The 18,580-nt window shown below is 67.9% G+C and carries 10 protein-coding genes and 1 pseudogene; 1 reads left to right on the top strand and 10 read right to left on the bottom strand.

Annotation, left to right across the window (positions count from 1 at the left end; genetic code table 11):
- Positions 1–2: 2 nt before the first annotated feature.
- The 9 genes from GEV02_RS13495 to GEV02_RS13455 form a co-directional block, all read right to left on the bottom strand.
- Positions 3–923 (bottom strand): bestrophin family protein, encoded by a 921-nt coding sequence (locus tag GEV02_RS13495; RefSeq protein ID WP_152838440.1) that lies wholly within the window; start codon positions 921–923, stop codon positions 3–5.
- 4 nt (positions 924–927) lie between these two features.
- Positions 928–3,279, bottom strand: coding sequence for an FdhF/YdeP family oxidoreductase (locus tag GEV02_RS13490; RefSeq protein WP_152838439.1), 2,352 nt, complete (start codon positions 3,277–3,279; stop codon positions 928–930).
- A 110-nt stretch (positions 3,280–3,389) separates the two neighbouring features.
- A complete protein-coding gene (locus GEV02_RS13485; RefSeq protein WP_152838438.1) occupies positions 3,390–5,294 on the bottom strand; it encodes a hybrid sensor histidine kinase/response regulator in 1,905 nt (634 codons plus the stop codon).
- A complete protein-coding gene (locus GEV02_RS13480) occupies positions 5,291–6,670 on the bottom strand; it encodes a sensor histidine kinase (protein WP_152838437.1) in 1,380 nt (459 codons plus the stop codon). The genes GEV02_RS13485 and GEV02_RS13480 overlap by 4 nt, the downstream gene beginning before the upstream one ends.
- Positions 6,667–7,689: an ATP-binding SpoIIE family protein phosphatase gene (locus GEV02_RS13475; RefSeq protein ID WP_152838436.1), complete on the bottom strand. Its 1,023-nt coding sequence runs from the start codon at positions 7,687–7,689 to the stop codon at positions 6,667–6,669. Before GEV02_RS13475 ends, GEV02_RS13480 begins: the two co-directional genes overlap by 4 nt.
- Entirely contained in the window at positions 7,677–8,144 is a 468-nt protein-coding gene (locus tag GEV02_RS13470) for an anti-sigma regulatory factor (RefSeq protein ID WP_174999091.1), read from the bottom strand. Before GEV02_RS13470 ends, GEV02_RS13475 begins: the two co-directional genes overlap by 13 nt.
- Positions 8,141–8,500 carry an STAS domain-containing protein gene (locus GEV02_RS13465; protein WP_008447609.1) on the bottom strand — a complete coding sequence of 120 codons (360 nt, stop codon included), beginning with the start codon at positions 8,498–8,500 and terminating at the stop codon, positions 8,141–8,143. Before GEV02_RS13465 ends, GEV02_RS13470 begins: the two co-directional genes overlap by 4 nt.
- Before the next feature lie 7 nt (positions 8,501–8,507).
- Positions 8,508–9,371 (bottom strand): STAS domain-containing protein, encoded by an 864-nt coding sequence (locus GEV02_RS13460; RefSeq protein ID WP_152838435.1) that lies wholly within the window; start codon positions 9,369–9,371, stop codon positions 8,508–8,510.
- Between the two features lie 125 nt (positions 9,372–9,496).
- On the bottom strand, positions 9,497–13,225 hold the full coding sequence (locus GEV02_RS13455; protein WP_152838434.1) for an ATP-binding protein: 3,729 nt from the start codon (positions 13,223–13,225) through the stop codon (positions 9,497–9,499).
- A 107-nt stretch (positions 13,226–13,332) separates the two neighbouring features.
- On the opposite strand from GEV02_RS13455, the gene GEV02_RS13450 reads away from it, so the two are divergent.
- Positions 13,333–17,808 (top strand): DEAD/DEAH box helicase, encoded by a 4,476-nt coding sequence (locus GEV02_RS13450; protein ID WP_152838433.1) that lies wholly within the window; start codon positions 13,333–13,335, stop codon positions 17,806–17,808.
- On the opposite strand, the pseudogene GEV02_RS13445 reads toward GEV02_RS13450, so the two are convergent.
- Positions 17,705–18,577: pseudogene (locus GEV02_RS13445) on the bottom strand (LysR family transcriptional regulator); the annotation flags it as partial. The gene GEV02_RS13450 and the pseudogene GEV02_RS13445 overlap by 104 nt on opposite strands.
- Positions 18,578–18,580: the final 3 nt, after the last annotated feature.

Here is an 18,580-nt window from a genome sequence, read left to right as displayed (position 1 = left end):
GCTCAATTGACGTTGTAGGCGGCGTTGGCGGCGACCGGCTCGGGCTTCGGCTGGCCGCACTGCTCCAGCAGCGAGCGTTCGATATTGCGCGTCATCGCATGCAGCGCCAGGCAGTTCGGATCGGTGCCGAACGGTTCGGAAATCTCCTGCGCGATGGCCTCCAGCGCGAACAGCGTGTAGGCGACGAACACGGAGATGAGCGGCGTCGCCAGGCCGATCGCGTCCACCAGGCCGAAAGGCAGCAGGAAGCAATACAGGTAGACGGTGCGGTGCACCAGCACGCCGTAGGAAAACGGTATGGGCGTATTGCTGATACGCTCGCAGCCGCCGACCGCCGCCGCCAGTTCGCCCACTTGCGCATCCAGCATCCACAGCATCTGCTCCGGCCCCTGCCCTTTGCGGGCGGCGCGCGCCAGCATCAGGCGCAGGCGGTCCAGCAGCGCCACGGGGATGTAGTCCATGCCGCTCAAGTGTTCCAGGTCTTCCTCGTTCAGATAGCGCGCCAGGTCCGGCCTGGGATCGGTGCCGCGCAGCTGGTGCGTCAGCGCGTAGACGAAGGCGATCAGGCGGCGCACGAACAGCTTGCGGGCGAAGCCGTCGTCCTCCTGCGGCAGATAGGTCAGCGCCTGCGATGTCAGCGACCGTGCCGCGATCAGGATGCGGCCCCATATCTGCCGGGCCTCGACAAAGCGCGCATACGCCGCGTTGTTGCGGAAGCCGAGGAAGATCGCCAGGCTGACGCCGACCAGCGGAAACGGCGCCGTATCCAGCGGGATCTTGATGCCGGCGATGCGGCCATCCGTCGCCACCGCCAATGAGCTGATCGCCAGTATCAGCAGCAGTTGCGGGACGATGGACTTGAGCACCGAGCCGTCCCAGACGAACAACATGCGCAGCCAGTTACCGGATGGACGGACTATCATGGCGTCACTTCCCGCCGTTGGCCGGCATGGCGCCCGGCGACAGCAGCACCGGGATCGACTTCGACGTCGGCGTGCCCGCGCCATCGGCCACGCTGGACAGCGGCACCAGTGGATTGGTCTCCGGGTAGTAAGCGCCTATGCAGCCGCGCGGGATGTCATAGGCCACCAGCATGAAACCGTCGGCGCGGCGCTCCACGCCATCGTCCCAGACGCTGCGCACATCGACCCAGTCGCCCGCCTTCATGCCCAGCATGTCGATATCGGCCTGGTTGATGAAGATCACCCGGCGCATGCCGAACACGCCGCGATAACGGTCGTCCAGCGCATAGATGGTGGTGTTGTACTGGTCGTGCGAACGCGTCGTCATCATCACCATCAGTCGCTCGCCGTAGCGGATGCGGGCGCGCGCGATCGGCGTGTCGCGTTCCACCGCGTGCGGCACGAATTGCGCCTTGCCGCTGGCGGTGTTCCATTCGCGCTCACGCGAGGCCACCTTCAGATGGAAGCCGCCCGGCACCGCCACCCGTGCGTTGTAGTCGTAGAAGTCGTCGAACACTTTCTCGATATCGTCGCGGATGCGCGCATAGTCGTCGCGATAGGCGGGCCATGCCAGCGCATACCGTCCGCGTCCCGCGCCGCTGCCCAGCGTGGCCTCGGCCATGTGCGACACGATGGCGATCTCCGACAACAGCTCCTCCGACGCCGGCTTGTTGATGCCGTACGAGATGTGCACCATGCTCATTGAATCCTCCACCGTCACGCCCTGCGGCACGCCGTTCTGCACATCGATCTCGGTGCGGCCCAGCGTCGGCAGGATCAGCGCCTGGCGGCCGTGGATCAGATGGCTGCGATTGAGTTTGGTGGCGACATGCACCGTCAGCTCGCAGGACTGCAAGGCCTTGCAGGTAAGCGGCGTATCCGGCGTGGCGACGGCGAAGTTGCCACCCAGGCCGACGAAGACCCTGACCTTCCCTTTCGCCATCGCCGCGATGGTGGCCACCACGTCGTAGCCATGGTGACGCGGCGGATCGAAATCGAAGACCTCGCGCATGCGGTCCAGGAAGGCTTCGGTCGGACGCTCTTCGATGCCGACGGTGCGGTCGCCCTGCACATTGGAGTGGCCGCGCACCGGGCACAGGCCGGCCCCGCGCCGGCCGATATTGCCGCGCATGAGCATCAGGTTGGACAGCATCTGTATCGTCGGCACCGAGTTTTTATGCTGCGTCAGGCCCATGCCCCAGGTGGCGATCACGCGCTCGCCGCGGATGTAGACCTGGGCCAGCTTCTCGATCTCCTCGCGCGGCACGCCGGATTCCTCCACCAGCAGCGGCCAGCTCTCCATGCGCAAGTCCTGCGCGAACTCGTGGAAGCCGCTGGTGTGACCGGCGATGAAGTCCAGGTCCAGCTGGCGCTTGCCGCCATCCAGCAGCGCGTGATCGTCCAGCTCCAGCAGCCGTTTGGCCAGCGCCTTGATCAGCGCGAAGTCGCCGCCCAGGCGCGGCTGGATGAACATCGAACTGATGGGAGTACTGGACATGGTGAGCATCTCGACCGGATGCTGCGGGCTGGTGAAGCGCTCCAGCCCACGCTCGCGCAGCGGGTTGATCGACACGATGGTGGCGCCGCGCCGCGCGCATTCGCGCAGCTCGCCCAGCATGCGCGGGTGGTTGGTGGCGGGATTCTGGCCGAAGATCAGCAGCGTATCCGCATGTTCGAAATCGTCCAGCGTCACCGTGCCCTTGCCGATGCCGACGGTGCCGGGCAGGCCGCGGCTGGTCGCCTCGTGGCACATATTCGAACAGTCGGGGAAGTTGTTGGTGCCGTAGGCGCGCGCGAACAGCTGGTACAGAAAGGCCGCCTCGTTGCTGGCGCGGCCGGAGGTGTAGAACGCCGCCTGGTCCGGATGGTCCAGCGCCTGCAGCTCGCGCGCCACCAGCGCGAACGCTTCGTGCCACGATACCGGCACATAGCGGTCGCAGTCGGCGTCGTAGCGCATCGGCCGGGTCAGGCGGCCGTGCTGCTCCAGTTCATAGTCGGACTGCTGCAGCAGTTCGGCGACGGTGTGGCTGGCGAAGAAGTCCGCCGTCACCCGCTTGCTGGTCGATTCCGCCGCCACCGCCTTGACGCCGTTCTCGCAGAATTCAAAGGTCGATCCGTGCTCGCGGTCTGGCCACGCGCAGCCCGGGCAATCGAAGCCGTCCGGCTGGTTCTGCGCGAACAGCGATTTGTAATTGACGCCGCTGACCCGCTCCTTGAACAGATTAAGCGCAACATACTTCAACGCGCCCCAGCCGGCGGCGGGATGGGTGTAGGGTTCGATCTTGCCTGCGGGGGCTGGCGGTTTGCGGTCTTCCATGGCGGATGCTCCTTGATATCGTCAAGGTAAGCATAATTGCCAACGCCGCCTCCACAGGAACACAGATCGCACCGTCTCCGGCAAGTACAGTGGCCTGTGGCCGGCCCGAGCTAGACCGCGCGCAGCACCCGTTCCAGGTCGTCGAAGGTCGCCGGTTTGACCAGGTGGAAGTCGAACCCCGCCTTGGCGGTGTTCTCGTGGTCGCGCGCCGAGCCGAAGCCGGTGTGCGCGATCAGGCGCGTCTTCGCGAACGCCGGCTCGGCGCGCAGCATGCGCGCCAGCGTGTGGCCGTCGATGTTCGGCAAGCCGATGTCGAGGATGATGGCGTCCGGCAGGTGGGCGCGCGCCTGCTCCATGGCGCCGCCGGCGTCGTGCGCCAGGTAGACCTCGTGGCCCATCACCCTGAGCAGCTCGCCCATCACTTCGGCCGAATCGACGTTGTCGTCGACCAGCAGCAGCCGGCGGGACGCCACCGGCTGCTGCTGCGCCGGCGCCGCCACGGCGGCGGGCGCCGTCGCCAGCAGCGGCAACTCGATGACGAAGCTGCTGCCCTGGTTGATGCCGGCGCTGTCGGCGGCCACGCTGCCGCCATGCATACGCGCCAGCGTCGACACCAGCGACAGTCCGATGCCCAGCCCGTCGTGCGCGCGGTCGTGCGCCGAGGCGCCCTGCGCGAACATATTGAAGATGCGCGGCAGGTTGTAGCTGGTGATGCCGATGCCGTTGTCGCGCACCGCGATGCGCACCGTCTGCTGCGCAGTCAGGCGCACTTCGAGCCGCACTTCGCCGCCGCTGTTGGTGAACTTGGCGGCGTTGTGCAGCAGGTTGCCGACCGCCTGCGACAGCCGCACCGGATCGCCGTTGAGCCAGATCGGCTGCTCCGGCACATCCACCAGCAGCAGATGCCCGCGCGCCTCGATCAGCGGCCGCACCGCCTCCAGCGCCGGCTCCAGCACCGCGTGCAATTCCACTTCCTGCAGGCGCAGCGTCAGCTTGCCCTCCGAGATGCGCGCCACGTCGAGCAAGTCGTCCACCAGCCGCGACAGATGCCCGACCTGGCGCACGATGATCTCGCGCGCCTTGCGGTGCACCTCGGTCTGGCCGGCGTCCGCTTCGCCCATCAGCGTGACGGCGTTGCGGATCGGGCTCAGTGGATTGCGCAGCTCGTGCGCCAGCGTGGCCAGGAAGTCGTTCTTGTTTTCGTCGGCCGAATGCAGCAGGCTTTCCATTTCCTTGCGGTGCGTGATGTCGCTGGTGATGCGGGCGATGCGGTATGGCGCGTCGCTGGCGTTGCGCACCAGGAAGGCGCGGTCGCGCACCCAGCGCAGCACGCCGTCTGCCTGGCACAGCCGGTATTCCTGCTCGTAATGCTCGCCTTTCTGCACCGCCTGCCAGTGCGCCTCGACGCCGGCGCGGTCGTCGGCGTGGATCGCGTTGATCCAGTCGTCCGGCTGCTGCTGCAGCTGCTCCGGCGGGCGGCCCCACATCGCTTCATAGGCCTTGCTGACGTACAGCAGCTCGTTGCTGTACAAACCGAACATCCAGAACACGTCCTCGATATTGTCGGTCAGCTGGCGGAAGCGCTCCTCGCTGTTGCGCAGGTCGGCCTGGGTGCGCTGCAGGCGCAGCAGCGCGTTGACGTTGGCGATCAGTTCGTCGGCCTCGATCGGCGCGGCGAGGTAGTTGTCGGCGCCGCCTTCCAGGCCGCGGATCTTGTCGTCGCGCCCCGTCAGCGCGGCCGAGGTCTGCAGCACCAGCACGCTGCAGGTGGACAGGTCAGCCTTGATCTGGCGACAGACCTCGATGCCGTTGATGTCGGGCAGTTTGACGTCGAGCAGCACCAGCGCCGGCACCAGCCGCCTGGCCAGCGACAGCGCATCGGTGCCGTTGGCCGCCTCGGCCACCTGGAAACCGGCGCCTTGCAGGATGCGGGTCTTCACATAACGCGCGCCGTCGTTGTCGTCGACGTTAAGGATCAGAATATCGCTATTGCTCACGGGCTTGTCCTTCATCATAAACTGCCTCTGTCGCCATCGCCGGGCTCGAACTGGCGCGGCAAGCGCAGGAAAAACGTGGAGCCGGCACCGGCTTCACTACTCACATCGACCGCGCCGCCCAGCAGCGTGGCCAGTTTGCGGCACAGGGGCAGGCCCAGGCCGGTCCCCTTCGAGCGGCGCTGCAGCGGGTGCTCGATCTGGCTGAACTCTTCGAAAATCAGTTGCAGGTTGTCGGCGCTGATGCCGATGCCGGTGTCGCTGACCGCAAACGTAACATGGTCGGGGTCGTCACTGGCGCGCAGCTCGACGGTGATCTGCCCCGCTTCGGTAAATTTCAGCGCGTTGGAAATGAAATTGCGCAGGATCTGCGCCACCTTGCCCTCGTCCGACAGCAGCAGCTGCGGCTGCGGCGGCGCCACGAACACCAGTTCAACCATGGTGGGGTTGCGCGCCAGCGGCCGCAGCATGCCCTTGAGCGCGCTGAACAGATTGCCGATATCGATGGGCGCGATGGTCAGCTCCACCTTGCCGGCCTCGATCTTGGCCAGGTCCAGCAAATCGTTGACCAGCTCCGACAGGTCGCTGGCGGCGCTGGCGATGAAGCCGACCTGGCGCTCCTGCTCCACCGTCAGCTCGCCGTCCATGCGGTCGAGCAGCAGCTTGGCCAGCGCGCGAATCGAGCTGAGCGGGGTGCGCAGCTCGTGGCTGGTGTTGGACAGGAAGCGCGACTTCATCTCGTCGGCCTTGCGCAGGCGCTCGGCCTTTTCCTCGATCTCCGCGTACAAGGCCACCACGCCGCGATTGGTGTCCTCCAGCTCGCGCGTCAGCGCCAGCAGGTCGTCCTGGCGCTGGCGCAGCTCGGCCAGCGCCGAACCGAGCTCGCGGTTCTGCTGCTGCATTTCGGCGTAGGTGTTTTGCACCGGGCTGGCCGCCAGCACCGCCGCCAGCCGGTCCAGGCCGGCGTGGTCGAGCTGCTGGCGCGGCCCCAGTTCCTTGTGCATCGTCACATGCAGGCCCGGTTCGGCGCCGGGCTGCACGCTGCAGCCATCCATCAGCCGCTCTGCCGTGACGATGGCGTTTTCAAATTGCAGCAGCGGCGACTCGGCCTCGACGCCGGGCGGCAGCGCCACCGGCCGCAGCGCGCCGCCGTCGGCGCGTATCGTCACGCTGAGCCGCTGCGGCTGGGCCTGGAGGTCGAGCGCGAACTGCGCGCGGCCGCCGGCCAGCCGGCCATAGGCGCAGCGCGCCACTTCCGACACCGCCGTCGCCACCCGCACCTGGTCCTGCACGCCGAAGCCGAGCAGTGCCGAGATCTGGCGCGCGCGCTGGCGCACCATCACCACGTCCGGCTCGCTGTCGATGCCCACCTGCAGGATCCGGGTCGGCACGTTCATGCGGCCTCCGGGCAGCGTTGCACCAGGATGCTGGCGTCGTCGCGGCCGCGCGCGCAATCGCGCAGCAGCACCGCCGCGATCACCGACGGCGCGCAGCCGGCCAGGCCGGGATACTGCTCCAGATCCCACTGCGTGCTGATGCCGTCGCTGGCCATGACGATCAGCGCGCCCGGCGCGCACGGCAGCGTGAACTCCTGCACCTTGCGCATATTGTGGCCGACGATGCCGTTGTGCGACACCAGCTGGCGCCGCGGTCCCTGATCGATGATGCAGGCGCTGATGTTGCCGACGCCGGCGAAATGCAGCACACCGGCCGCCGGATCGAGCAGCGCCACGGCCAGCGCCGCGCCGCGCGTGGGCCGCAGCGCCTGGTGGCATACCGCGATCTGTTCGGCCGGCCGCAGGCTGGGTTGCTGCGCCATCGCCTGCACCGCCGCCGTCGCCGCCTTGGCCGCTTCCGGCCCGTGGCCGAGGCCGTCGACCATCAGCAAGGTCAGCGTATGGCGCTGGCGCGCCACGGCCCAGGCGTCGCCACAGGCCGTTTCGCCCGCCAGCGGCAGGCACAGCGCGCCAGTCTGCAATGGCGCGGCCGCAATCTTGCCGTCCCACAGCCGGGCGAAGAACACCGCGCCCTTGCCACGCGGCGCGTAGACGTCGAACTCGTCGGCCAGGCGCTTGAGCGCGCCCAGCCCGGTGCCGGCGGTGCCGGCGCTGGAGACGCCGTCGCGCAGCGCCTGGCCCAGGTTGGCGATGCCCGGTCCGCGGTCGTAGCCGAGCACCTCGATGCCGTTGGCTTCGCCGCTGTGCACCACCGACAGCGCCATGCGGCCTTCGCCGGCGTGCTTGAGCATATTGGTGGCGACCTCGGTGATGACGATGGCCAGCTGGCCGGCGCGGGTGTCGTCAAAGCCCAGTTGCTGCGCCAGCCGCTGCCCCAGACGGCGGGCGGCGGCGATATCGCTGGTATGGGTGATCGCCACCCAGTGCGGTTCTTCCAGCGAATTGATTATTTTTTCCATTTGGTGATGGCTACCGCCGTACCTTCTCCGCTGCGTGAATCGATGTCGAACTCGTCGACCAGGCGCTTGGCGCCGCCCAGTCCCAGACCCAGCCCGCCGCCGCTGGTGTAGCCGTCGCGCAAGGCCTGGGCGATGTCGGCGATGCCGGGGCCGTCGTCGGCGAACACCAGCCGCAGGCCGCGCCGCACGCCGTCCGACAGCGTCTGCGCCAGCACCATGCCGCCGCCGCCGTACTTGATGGTGTTGCGCGCCAGCTCGCTGGCCGCCGTCACCAGCTTGGTCTGTTCGACCAGGCTCAGTTTCATGTCCAGCGCCTGTTCGCGCACCACCTTGCGCACGCCGACCACGTGTTCGTCGGTGTGCAGCGGCAGCGTGCTGCTGCGCTGAACCTGGCCGCCGCCGTCCAGCAGGCGCGACGTAAACCGCACCGCCTCGGATGCACTGGCGTTGCTCATCGTAGATAACTCTTCCCGAGCAGCGTCATGCCTTTCTCGACGTTGAGGGCGGTCTTCACGCCCGGCAGGGTCAGGCCCAGTTCGACCAGCGTGATCGCCACCGCCGGCTGCATGCCGACCAGCACGGTCTGGGCGTCCAGCACGCGCGCCATCGCCGCCGTGTTGCTGATCATGCGGCCGATGAAGGAATCGACCAGGTCCAGCGCCGAGATGTCGATCAGCACGCCCTTGGCGTTGTCGCGCACGATGCGCTCGGTCAGGTCGTCCTGCAGCGTCATCGCCAGGCGGTCATGCATGTCGACCTGGATCGTCACCAGCAGCAGGTCGCCGATGCGCAGAATAGGTATGCGTTCCATGGGCGGCTCAGGCGGCGGTGCGGGTCACGCTGGCGCCGACGCGGGCCAGCGCCACCATGAAGGCGTCCGCCAGCGTTGCCTTGGTGACCACGTCCTCCAGGTTGACGCCCAGGTGGACGATGGTTTGCGCGATCTGCGGGCGGATGCCGCTGATGATGCAGTCCGCGCCCATCAGGCGGGCGGCGGCGATGGTTTTCATCAGATGCTGGGCCACCAGCGTGTCCACGGTCGGCACGCCGGTGATGTCGATGATGGCGATCGCGGCGCCGGTCTCGACGATCTTCTCCAGCAGGCTCTCCATGACCACCTGGGTGCGCGCGCTGTCGAGCGTGCCGATCAGCGGCAGCGCCAGGATGTCCTGCCACAGCTTGACCACCGGGGTCGACAGCTCCAGCAATTCCTGCTGCTGGCGCACGATGATCTGGTCGCGGCTCTTCTGGAACACTTCCACCGTGAACAGGCCCAGCTTGTCGAGCAGCGTGCTCACGCTCCACAGCGCCTCGGCCAGCAGTTCCGGCTCGGCGGCCAGCGACTGGCGCAGGCTGGCAAACAGCGATTGTTTCAGGGAAAACACGAACATCGCCGTTTCGCTCGGGGTCGAGCCCTGGCGCGCGCGCTGGGTCGAGATCTCGGTCAGCTGGTCGCGCACCTCGTCGAAGGCGCGGCCATCGATGCTGTCGAAGCCGCCGTTGAGCGTGGCGCTCGGCAACAGGGCCAGGAACTGGCCGCAGTGGCGGCGCAGTTGCTCCTCGGACGCGGCGTCGCTGCGGAAGGACAGACCTTGCAGCTGCGCTATCCATTCAGCCTGGATCTCGGCCTGGTGTTGCTGGATCAGCGTGCCGATGCGGCGGGCGTTATCGTTCGAGCTCATCAAATCCCCATTTTTAGAAAGTAAAGGTTGAAACAACACAAAATTGCTGGCTAGCATAGCAGGCGCAGTGGCTTTTTTTGTAGGAGCATTCCTATCGGACACAAATATTTTTAATGCAACTCACTTTATTCCTCAATAACACCGCGCAGCATGGCGTCCAGACGCGCCAGATTGATCGGCTTGGTCAGGTGCCGTTCGAAGCCGGCTTCCATGGCGCGCCGGCGGTCGGCGTCCTGGCCGTAGCCGGTGACGGCGAACAGGCGCGGGTTGCCGTTGCCATGCGCGGCCTGCTGGCGCAGGCGCCCCGCCAGCTCGTAGCCGTCCATGCCGGGCAGGCCGATATCGAGCAGGCACAGGTCCGGCCGCAGCAGCGGCGCCAGTTCCAGCGCGGCCGGCGCGCTGAACACCACCTGCACCGAATAGCCCAGCATCTCCAGCGCCTCGCCCAGCGCGCGGGCGGCGTCCTCGTTGTCGTCGACCACCATGATGCGCATGCCGTCGGCCGGCGCCGCGATGCCGCTGCCGGCCGGCGCCGCCGCCGCGGCCGGTTGGTCCGCAGCCTGCTCCAGCACCGGGATGTACATGGTGAAGGTGCTGCCGCAGCCGATGCCGTCGCTGTGCGCCTGCAGGCGGCCGCCGTGCAGCGTCACCATGCTCTTGGCGATGGTCAGCCCCAGTCCCAGCCCGCCCTGCGAACGGCTCAGCGCCTGGCGCTCCTGCACGAACAGGTCGAACACCGAACCGAGCATCTCCGCCGAAATGCCGATGCCGTTGTCGCGCACCTGCACCGCCACCTCGTCGCCATCGCGCCAGACGCGCACGCTCAGGCGGCCTTCCGGCTCGGTGTACTTGGCGGCGTTGGTCAGCAGATTGGCCACCACCTGTGCGCAGCGGCTCGGATCGGCCATCACCGCCAGCCCGCCGGACGGCACGTCCAGCTCCAGCACGTGGCGCTTCTGTTCGATCAGGGGGCTGGCCGTTTCGATCGCGCGCGCCACCACCTCGGCCATCTGCACCGGCTGGCGGCGCAGATGGATCTTGCCCTCGGCCACCCGCGAAACATCGAGCAGATCGTCCACCAGCGCCACCAGGTGGTTGGTCTGGCGCTCGATCACGGCGCGCTCCTTGACGGCGTAGTCGCCGCCGCGCAGCTGCATCAGCTGCAGCGCGGTGACGATGGGCGCCAGCGGATTGCGCAGCTCGTGGCCCAGCATGGCCAGGAATTCATCCTTGGCGCGGCTGGCCTGTTCGGCCGCGCGCTTGGCGTTGGCCAGTTCGGTCACTTCGAACACCACTACCGCCACGCCTTCCGGCAGGCCGGCGTCGTCCAGCAAGGGCTGGTAGACGAAATCGAAATAGCAGTCGGCCAGTTGCGCCGGCTGGCCGCGCATCAGCCGCACCAGCATCGAACGGCCCACGTATGGCTGCCCGGTTGCCAGCACGCCGTCCAGCAGTTCGTAGATGCCCTGCCCCGCCAGCTCCGGCAGCGCCGCGCGGATCGGCAGGCCCGCCAGCGGACGATGGCCGACCAGCTCCTGGTAATACTCGTTGGCCTGTTCGAACACGTGCTGCGGCCCGCGCAGGATGGCGATGGCGACCGGCGCCTGGCTGAAAATGCTCTGCGTGCGCCGCGCCACCGCCTGCTCCACCGTGCGCGCCTGCTGGCGCTGCCGCAGCAGATCGATGCGGGTGACCAGTTCGCGGCCGGAGAACGGCTTGACCAGGTAATCGTCGGCGCCCGCCTGCAAGCCTTCGAGCCGCGCCTCCTCGCCGGCGCGCGCCGACAGCAGGATGAACGGCGTGCCGCGCACGGCCGGATTGGCGCGCACCGCCGCCAGCAGGCCGAAGCCGTCCAGCTGCGGCATCATCACGTCGGACAGGATCATGTCCGGCGCCTGCCGCGCCATGGCCTCCAGCGCCTCGACGCCGTTGGTGCGCACTTCGACCTGCCACTCGGCTTCCAGCAGCCGCTGGAGGTAGTCGCGCATGTCGGCGTTGTCGTCGACGATCAGCAGGCGGCCGCGCTTCGCCGCGTCGGACAGGGCGGCGGCGCGCGGCGCGGAGGCCGGCTGCGTCCAGCCTTCGACTTCGGCCAGGTAGGCGCGCGTGGTCTGCTGCTGCGCCGGTTCCGGTTCGCCGATCTGCGCCGGGTCCAGGTGCGCGGTGCCGAGCGGGATGGCGACGCAGAACTCGGTGCCGCTACCGAGCTCGCTGCGCACGACGATCTCGCCGCCGTGCAGCGTCACCAGGTCGTTGACCAGCGCCAGCCCGATCCCCGAGCCTTCGTGCGTGCGCGAGCGCGCGCCTTCGACGCGGTGGAAGCGTTCGAACAGCCGCGGCACCTGGTCGGGCGCGATGCCGGTGCCGCTGTCGGCCACGCACAGGCGCACCTGCTGCCCCGCGCCGCGCAGGCTGACGCGGATTTCGCCTTCGAAGGTGAACTTGAAGGCGTTCGACAGCAGGTTGAGGACGATCTTTTCCCACATGGTCCGGTCCACGTACACCGGCGACGCCAGCGGCGGGCAATCGACCGCCAGCCGCATGCCGGCGCCCTCCACCGCCGAGCGGAAGCTGCTGGCCAGGTCGGAAGTGAGCGCCGCCAGGTCGGTCGGCACGAAGTTGGCGCGGGCGCGGCCGGCCTGCACGCGCGAGAAATCGAGCAGCGTGTTGACCAGCTTCTGCAAGCGCAGGCCGTTGCGGTGCATCAGTTGCAGGCGCTCGCGCTGCGCCGGTGGCAGCGGCTGGCCGACGTCGTCGAGCGCCTCCTCCAGCGGTCCGAGCAGCAGCGTCAGCGGCGTGCGGAACTCGTGGCTGACGTTGCTGAAAAACTGCGTCTTGGCCTGGTCCAGTTCAGCCAGGGCGACCACGCGCAGGCGTTCGCCCTCGGTCGCGCGCGCCTGCTGGATGGCGTTGCCGGCCTGCGTCGCGATCAGCCCGAGGAAGCTGCGGTAATCGTCATCGAGCTTGCGCGCCGCGCTCACGCCCAGCACCAGCGCGCCCACGGCTGCCTGGTTGCCGGCCCCGACGCCCGCCAGCGGCAGCACCAGCGCCTGGCGCAGCGCCTGGTTGGCCAGCCCCCGCGGCAGGCCGGCGACCGGCCCCAGCGCCACCTCGCGGCCGACACCACCGGCGATCACTTCGGCGACCGGAAAGCAGGCGGCGTCCATGCCGGCGTGGGTGGCGCCCACCAGCTGCGCCGGGCCGCCGTCGGGGTTGGCCAGGTACAGCTGCGCAAACGACAGGTCGTCCGGATTGCCGGCCAGCGCGGCAATGGTGCTGGCGCAGGCGTCAAGCACGGTCTTTTCCTGCAGCGAGCGGCTGCTCACGTCCGACAAGGTGCGCAGCCGGCGCGCGTTCAGGTGCTTGGCCGTGACGTCCAGGTTGGGACAGAACAGGCCGGCCACGCGCCCGGATTCGTCGCGCACCGGGCTGTAGGAAAAGGAGTAGAACATCTCTTCGAGAAAATCGGCGCGGCGCATGAACAGGCGCACGTCGTCGGCCAGCGTGGCTACGCCGTGATGGAACACGCGGTCCACCAGCGGTCCGCAATAGTCCCAGATCTCGGCCCAGACGTCGGCCGCCGGCTGACCCAGCGCCCAGGGGTGCTTGGCCGCGGTGAGGACGTTGATATAGGCGTCGTTGTATAAAAACGTCGCCTGCTCGCCCCAGCCCATCCACATCGGCTGCGGCGAGCTGAGCATCAGGCTGACCACCGCCTTCAGGCTTTGCGGCCAATCGGCGATCGGGCCCAGCGGCGTCTGCGACCAGTCGTAGGCCTGGATCTGCGCGCCCAGCACACCTGGGGCCGTCAGGAAGTCGGGGATGGGCGGTTGGGAGCCGGGCTGTTGATTCATCGTGAACGCCTAGGTGAATTACTTAATGACAATATTGAAGCGTAACATTGTTCTGCTTCCGACGAAGTCTGTTTGACTTCGGCCGCATCATCCCCATCTAATAGCGTATGCACGCCCGACCGACCGCCCCACGCCATGCCTTCCATCCCGCCGTGGCGGCATGGTTCGCCGACGCCTTCCCGCAAGCGACCGAAGCGCAACTGCGCGCCTGGCCGCTGATCCAGGGCGGCCGGCCGGTGCTGGTGGCCGCGCCCACCGGTTCCGGCAAGACGCTGACCGCCTTCCTGGCCGCCATCGACGCGCTGGTGGCGGAAAGCGCAAGCGGCCCGCTGCCAGATGAATTGCGGGTGCTGTACGTGTCGCCGCTGAAGGCGCTGTCCAACGACATCCGTCTCAACCTGGTGGCGCCGCTGGAAGGCATCAGCCGCGAGCTGGCCGCCATGGGGCTGGCCGACCACGGCATCCGCAGCGCCGTACGCACCGGCGACACCACCCAGGCCGAACGCAACGCCATGCGCCGGCGCGCGCCGCACATCCTGGTATCGACGCCGGAATCCCTGTACGTGCTGCTGTGTTCAGACAGCGGCCGCGCCATGCTGTCGTCCGTGCGCACGGTGATCGTCGACGAGATCCACGCGGTGGCAGGCGGCAAGCGTGGCAGCCATCTGGCCCTGAGCCTGGAGCGGCTGGATGCGCTGTGTGCGCAGCCGCCGGTGCGGGTGGGCTTGTCGGCCACGCAGAAACCGCTGTCGCTGGTGGCGCAGTTCCTGGTCGGCGCGGACGGTGATTGCGCGGTGGTCGATGTCGGCCATGTGCGGGCGCGCGACCTGGGCCTGGAGCTGCCGCCGGTGCCGCTGGAGGCGGTCATGCCGAACGAGGTGTGGGAACGCGTGTACGACCGCCTGGCCGAGCTGTCGGTGCTGCACAAGACCACGCTCATCTTCGTCAACACCCGCCGCATGGCCGAGCGCATGGCCCGCCACCTTGGCGAGCGGCTGGGCGCGGAACTGGTGGCGGCCCACCACGGCAGCATGTCCAAGGAATACCGGCTCGACGCCGAGCAGCGCCTCAAGCGCGGCGACTTGCGGGTGCTGATCGCCACCGCGTCGCTGGAGCTGGGCATCGATATCGGCGATGTCGATCTGGTGTGCCAGATCGGATCGCCGAGGAATATCGCCGCGCTGCTGCAACGCGTGGGCCGTTCGGGCCACCATGTGGGCGGCCTGCCCAAGGGCCGGCTGTTCCCGACCTCGCGCGACGATTTGATCGAATGTGCGGCGCTGCTGGACTGCGTGCGCCGCGATGAGCTGGACCTGCTGCACATTCCCGCCGCGCCGCTGGACGTGCTGGCGCAGCAGATCGTGGCCGAAGTGGCCTGCCGCGAATGGAGCGAGGACGAGCTGTTCGCGATGGTGCGCCGCGCTGCGCCCTACTCGCTGCTGCCCCGCGACCGTTACGACGCCGTGATCCGCATGCTGGCCGACGGCTACACGGGCCGCAACGGCGTGCGCGGCGCCTATCTGCATCGCGACACGGTGGCCGGCACGCTGCGCGGCCGGCGCGGCGGCAAGCTCACCGCCGTGACCTCCGGCGGCACCATACCGGACAACGCCGACTACACGGTGGTGCTGGAGCCGCAGGGCCAGATGGTCGGCACGGTGCATGAGGACTTCGCCGTCGAGAGCCTGGCCGGCGACGTTTTCCAGTTGGGGAATACCTCTTACCGCATCCAGCGCGTGGAAGCGGGCAAGGTGCGGGTGGAGGATGCGCACGGCGCTGCGCCCAACATTCCATTCTGGCTGGGCGAGGCGCCGGGCCGCAGCGACGAATTGTCGATGGGCGTTGCGCGTTTGCGCGGCGAGATCGAGCGGCAGCTGGCCGGCAGCCAGGGTGCGGCCCCGGACGGCGCTGCCGCCATCGAGCGCGCCGTCGACTGGCTGTACGAGCATCTTGGTCTTGGCGAGGATGCGGCGCGGCAGATTGTCGAGTACCTGGCCCGGTCGCGCGCCGCGCTGGGCGCGCTGCCAACCCGCGACACGCTGGTGATGGAGCGCTTCTTCGACGAATCGGGCGGCATGCAGCTGGTGCTGCACTCGCCATACGGCAGCCGCATCAACCGGGCCTGGGGACTGGCGCTGCGCAAGCGCTTCTGCCGCAGCTTCAACTTCGAACTGCAGGCCGCCGCCACCGAGGATGCCATCGTGCTGTCGCTGTCGATCGCGCACAGCTTCCCGTTGGACGAGGTGTGGCGCTACCTGCGCTCCGCCACCGCCGAGCACATACTGATCCAGGCGCTGCTCGACGCGCCGCTGTTCAATGTGCGGTGGCGCTGGAACGCCACGACCGCGCTGGCCTTGCCGCGCTATACGGGCGGCCGCAAGGTGGCGCCGCAGCTGCAGCGCATGAAGAGCGACGATCTGCTGGCCTCCGTCTTCCCCGATCAGGCGGCGTGCCTGGAAAATATCGTCGGCGAGCGCGAGCTGCCCAGCCATCCGCTGGTCGATCAGACGCTGGACGACTGTCTGCACGAAGCCATGGACAGCGAGGGATGGCTTGCCCTGCTGCGCCGCATGGAGGCGGGCGAAGTGACGCTGCTGGCGCGCGACCTGCCGGCGCCGTCGCCGCTGGCGATGGAGATTCTCAATGCCCGTCCCTACGCCTTTCTCGACGATGCACCGCTGGAGGAGCGGCGCACGCAGGCCGTCATCAACCGGCGCTGGACCGATCCGGCGTCGACCGACGACCTGGGCGCGCTTGACGCGGGCGCCATCGCCAGCGTGTCCGAGGAAGCCTGGCCGAATGCGCGCAATGCCGATGAGATGCATGAGGCTTTGATGTCGCTGGCCTGCATTACGCATGCGGAGGCGGTTTCCAATGAAGGCTGGATCGGCTGGCTGGAGGCGCTGGCGGCCGGCGGGCGGGCGACACGCATGCGCGATGACGCGGGCGGCTTCGATTTTTGGGTGCCGCTGGAGCGCCTGGCTTACGTACAGGCCGCCTATCCGCAGGCGCGGTGCACGCCACCGCTGGCCCCACCGTCCGCCGACATCGATAGCGAATGGCCCGCCGACACCGCGCTGGTCGAAATCCTGCGCGCGCGGCTGAGCGGCTTCGGCCCGCTGGCGGTGGACGCGATTGCCGGCTCATTGGGCCTGAAAATCAGCAGCGCCACCATCGCCCTCACCCATCTGGAAAGCGAAGGCTATGTGATGCGCGGCCGCTTCACACCCGGCGCCGGCGTTGAGGAATGGTGCGAGCGCCATCTGCTGGCGCGCATCCACCGCTACACCATCAAGAGCCTGCGGCGCGAGATCGAACCGGTGGAGCGCCAGGACTTCATGCGCTTCCTGTTCGACTGGCAGCACCTGTCGGCGGACACGCAGCTGCAAGGCGAGGACTCGCTGCCGCTGCTGCTGGCCCAGCTGGAAGGCTACGAAGCCGGCGCCGGCGCGTGGGAGAGCGATCTGCTGTCGCTGCGCATGCGGGACTATTCGAAGTCCTGGCTGGATGACCTGTGCCGCAGCGGCAAACTGGTTTGGACGCGCATCGGCGCACCTGCAAGCGCCGCCGGAGGACCGGTGCGCAATACGCCGCTGGTGCTGCTGCCGCGCCGTCAGCTGGGCTTATGGCATGCGCTACCCGCCGTAGCAGGCGAGATCGAAGTATCGCCGCGCGCCGCACGCGTGCTCGAAGCGCTGCGGCGCGACGGCGCCATGTTCTTCGACGAACTGTCGCACGATGCGCGCCTGCTGCCTGTGGAGCTGGAAAACACGCTGGGCGAACTGGTGGCGACAGGCTTGGTCAACGCCGACAGTTTTGTCGGACTGCGCGCCATGCTGCTACCGGCGAACAAGAAGTCCAGCAACGACAAGCGCCGCCATCGTGGCGCAGGCGCAGCGCCCACGATGGAAGAAGCCGGCCGTTGGGCACTGGTGCGGCGCGGCGACGGCGTAACCGTGCGCGAACGCGTGAGCGAAATCACCGCAGGCACTGGCAGCAAAGCCGCCTCCAGCACCGGCCGCCCTCCCCCTCCGCCGCGCAAACCACGCACTGATCCCGCAACGCTGGAGCACATCGCCATGACGCTGCTGCGCCGCTATGGCGTGATGTTCTGGCGGCTGCTGGAGCGCGAAGCCGCATGGATGCCGTCGTGGCGCGAGCTGCTGCCCATCTACCACCGCCTCGAAGCGCGTGGTGAGATACGCGGCGGCCGTTTCATCGCAGGCCTGTCCGGCGAACAGTTCGCCCTGCCCGAAGCCATTCCCCTGCTGCGCGACATGCGCCGCCGCAAACACGACGGCAGCCTGGCGTGCATCTCCGGCATCGACCCGCTCAACCTGTGCGGCACGCTGCTACCCGGCGATAAGATCCCCGCGCTGGCCGGCAACCGCGTGCTGTTCCGCGACGGCCTGCCGGTAGCGACCATGGTTGCCGGCAAATTCAACTATCTGTACCAGCCTTCCGCCGAAGATCGCGAGGCGCTTCACCACGCGCTGGTGCATGCCTATGTTCCCGATACGCGGCCGCCAACGTCCGCAAGGCTTCGCGAGAGCGCTGATCCGACAAGGTCGAATGCAGCATGATGCGAGACGAAGGCAAATCCGGCAATCCAAGCAGCTGACCGACCTCGATCACGTCGGCCGACGCGAGGCGGCAGGAAAAAGGCGCAACCGCCAATCCGGCAGAAACAGCAGCAACAACAGCCGCACTACCGCCCACAAAGACTTCGACCCATTCAATTCCCGCACCGTTCAGCGCGCGCGTGGCGATGTCGCGCACGCCGCAGCCCGGCGCCAAAGCCGCCAGCCGCAACGGCTCCCCGCACCGCTGATTGAAGCCCGGTGCAGCGAACCAGCCGAAATGCTCCGGCCCCAAATCCTCACCATTGCGGCCATCGTCTTCCTGACGCACGATCACGGCGTCCAGTTCGCCGTTGTCGAAGGCATCGAGCAGGCTGCGGGAGTTTTCCAGCCGTACTTCGATGGTCAAGGCCGGGTCGCGTTCATTCAGGCGAGCCAGCAAGGTCGGCACTTCCGGCCCGGCCACATGCGCGGCGATACCAAGCCGGAAGCGCCGGCGCTCGGATGACAGCGCAGCGATTGCGCCGTCATGCGCGGCGATGAAATCGCGTGCGGCATTGAGGAACACCGCCCCTTGCGCGGACAGCCGCACCAGCCTGGGTGTGCGTTCGATCAGCTTGTGGCCCAGCCGTTCTTCCAATCGCTTCAATTTCACGCTGATGGCGCTTTGCGTGGTGCCCAGCGCTTCCGCCGCTTTGGTGAAGCTCTGAAAGTCGGCGATGGTGACGAATGCCTGCACCGCTTCCACATCCAACGTCACTCTGTTCATCATCTA

The organism is Rugamonas aquatica, from assembly GCF_009380215.1.
Classification (GTDB): domain Bacteria; phylum Pseudomonadota; class Gammaproteobacteria; order Burkholderiales; family Burkholderiaceae_D; genus Rugamonas; species Rugamonas aquatica_B.
The sequence above is the reverse complement of the archived record's forward strand: the minus strand, read 5'-3'. Positions and strand labels throughout refer to the sequence as shown.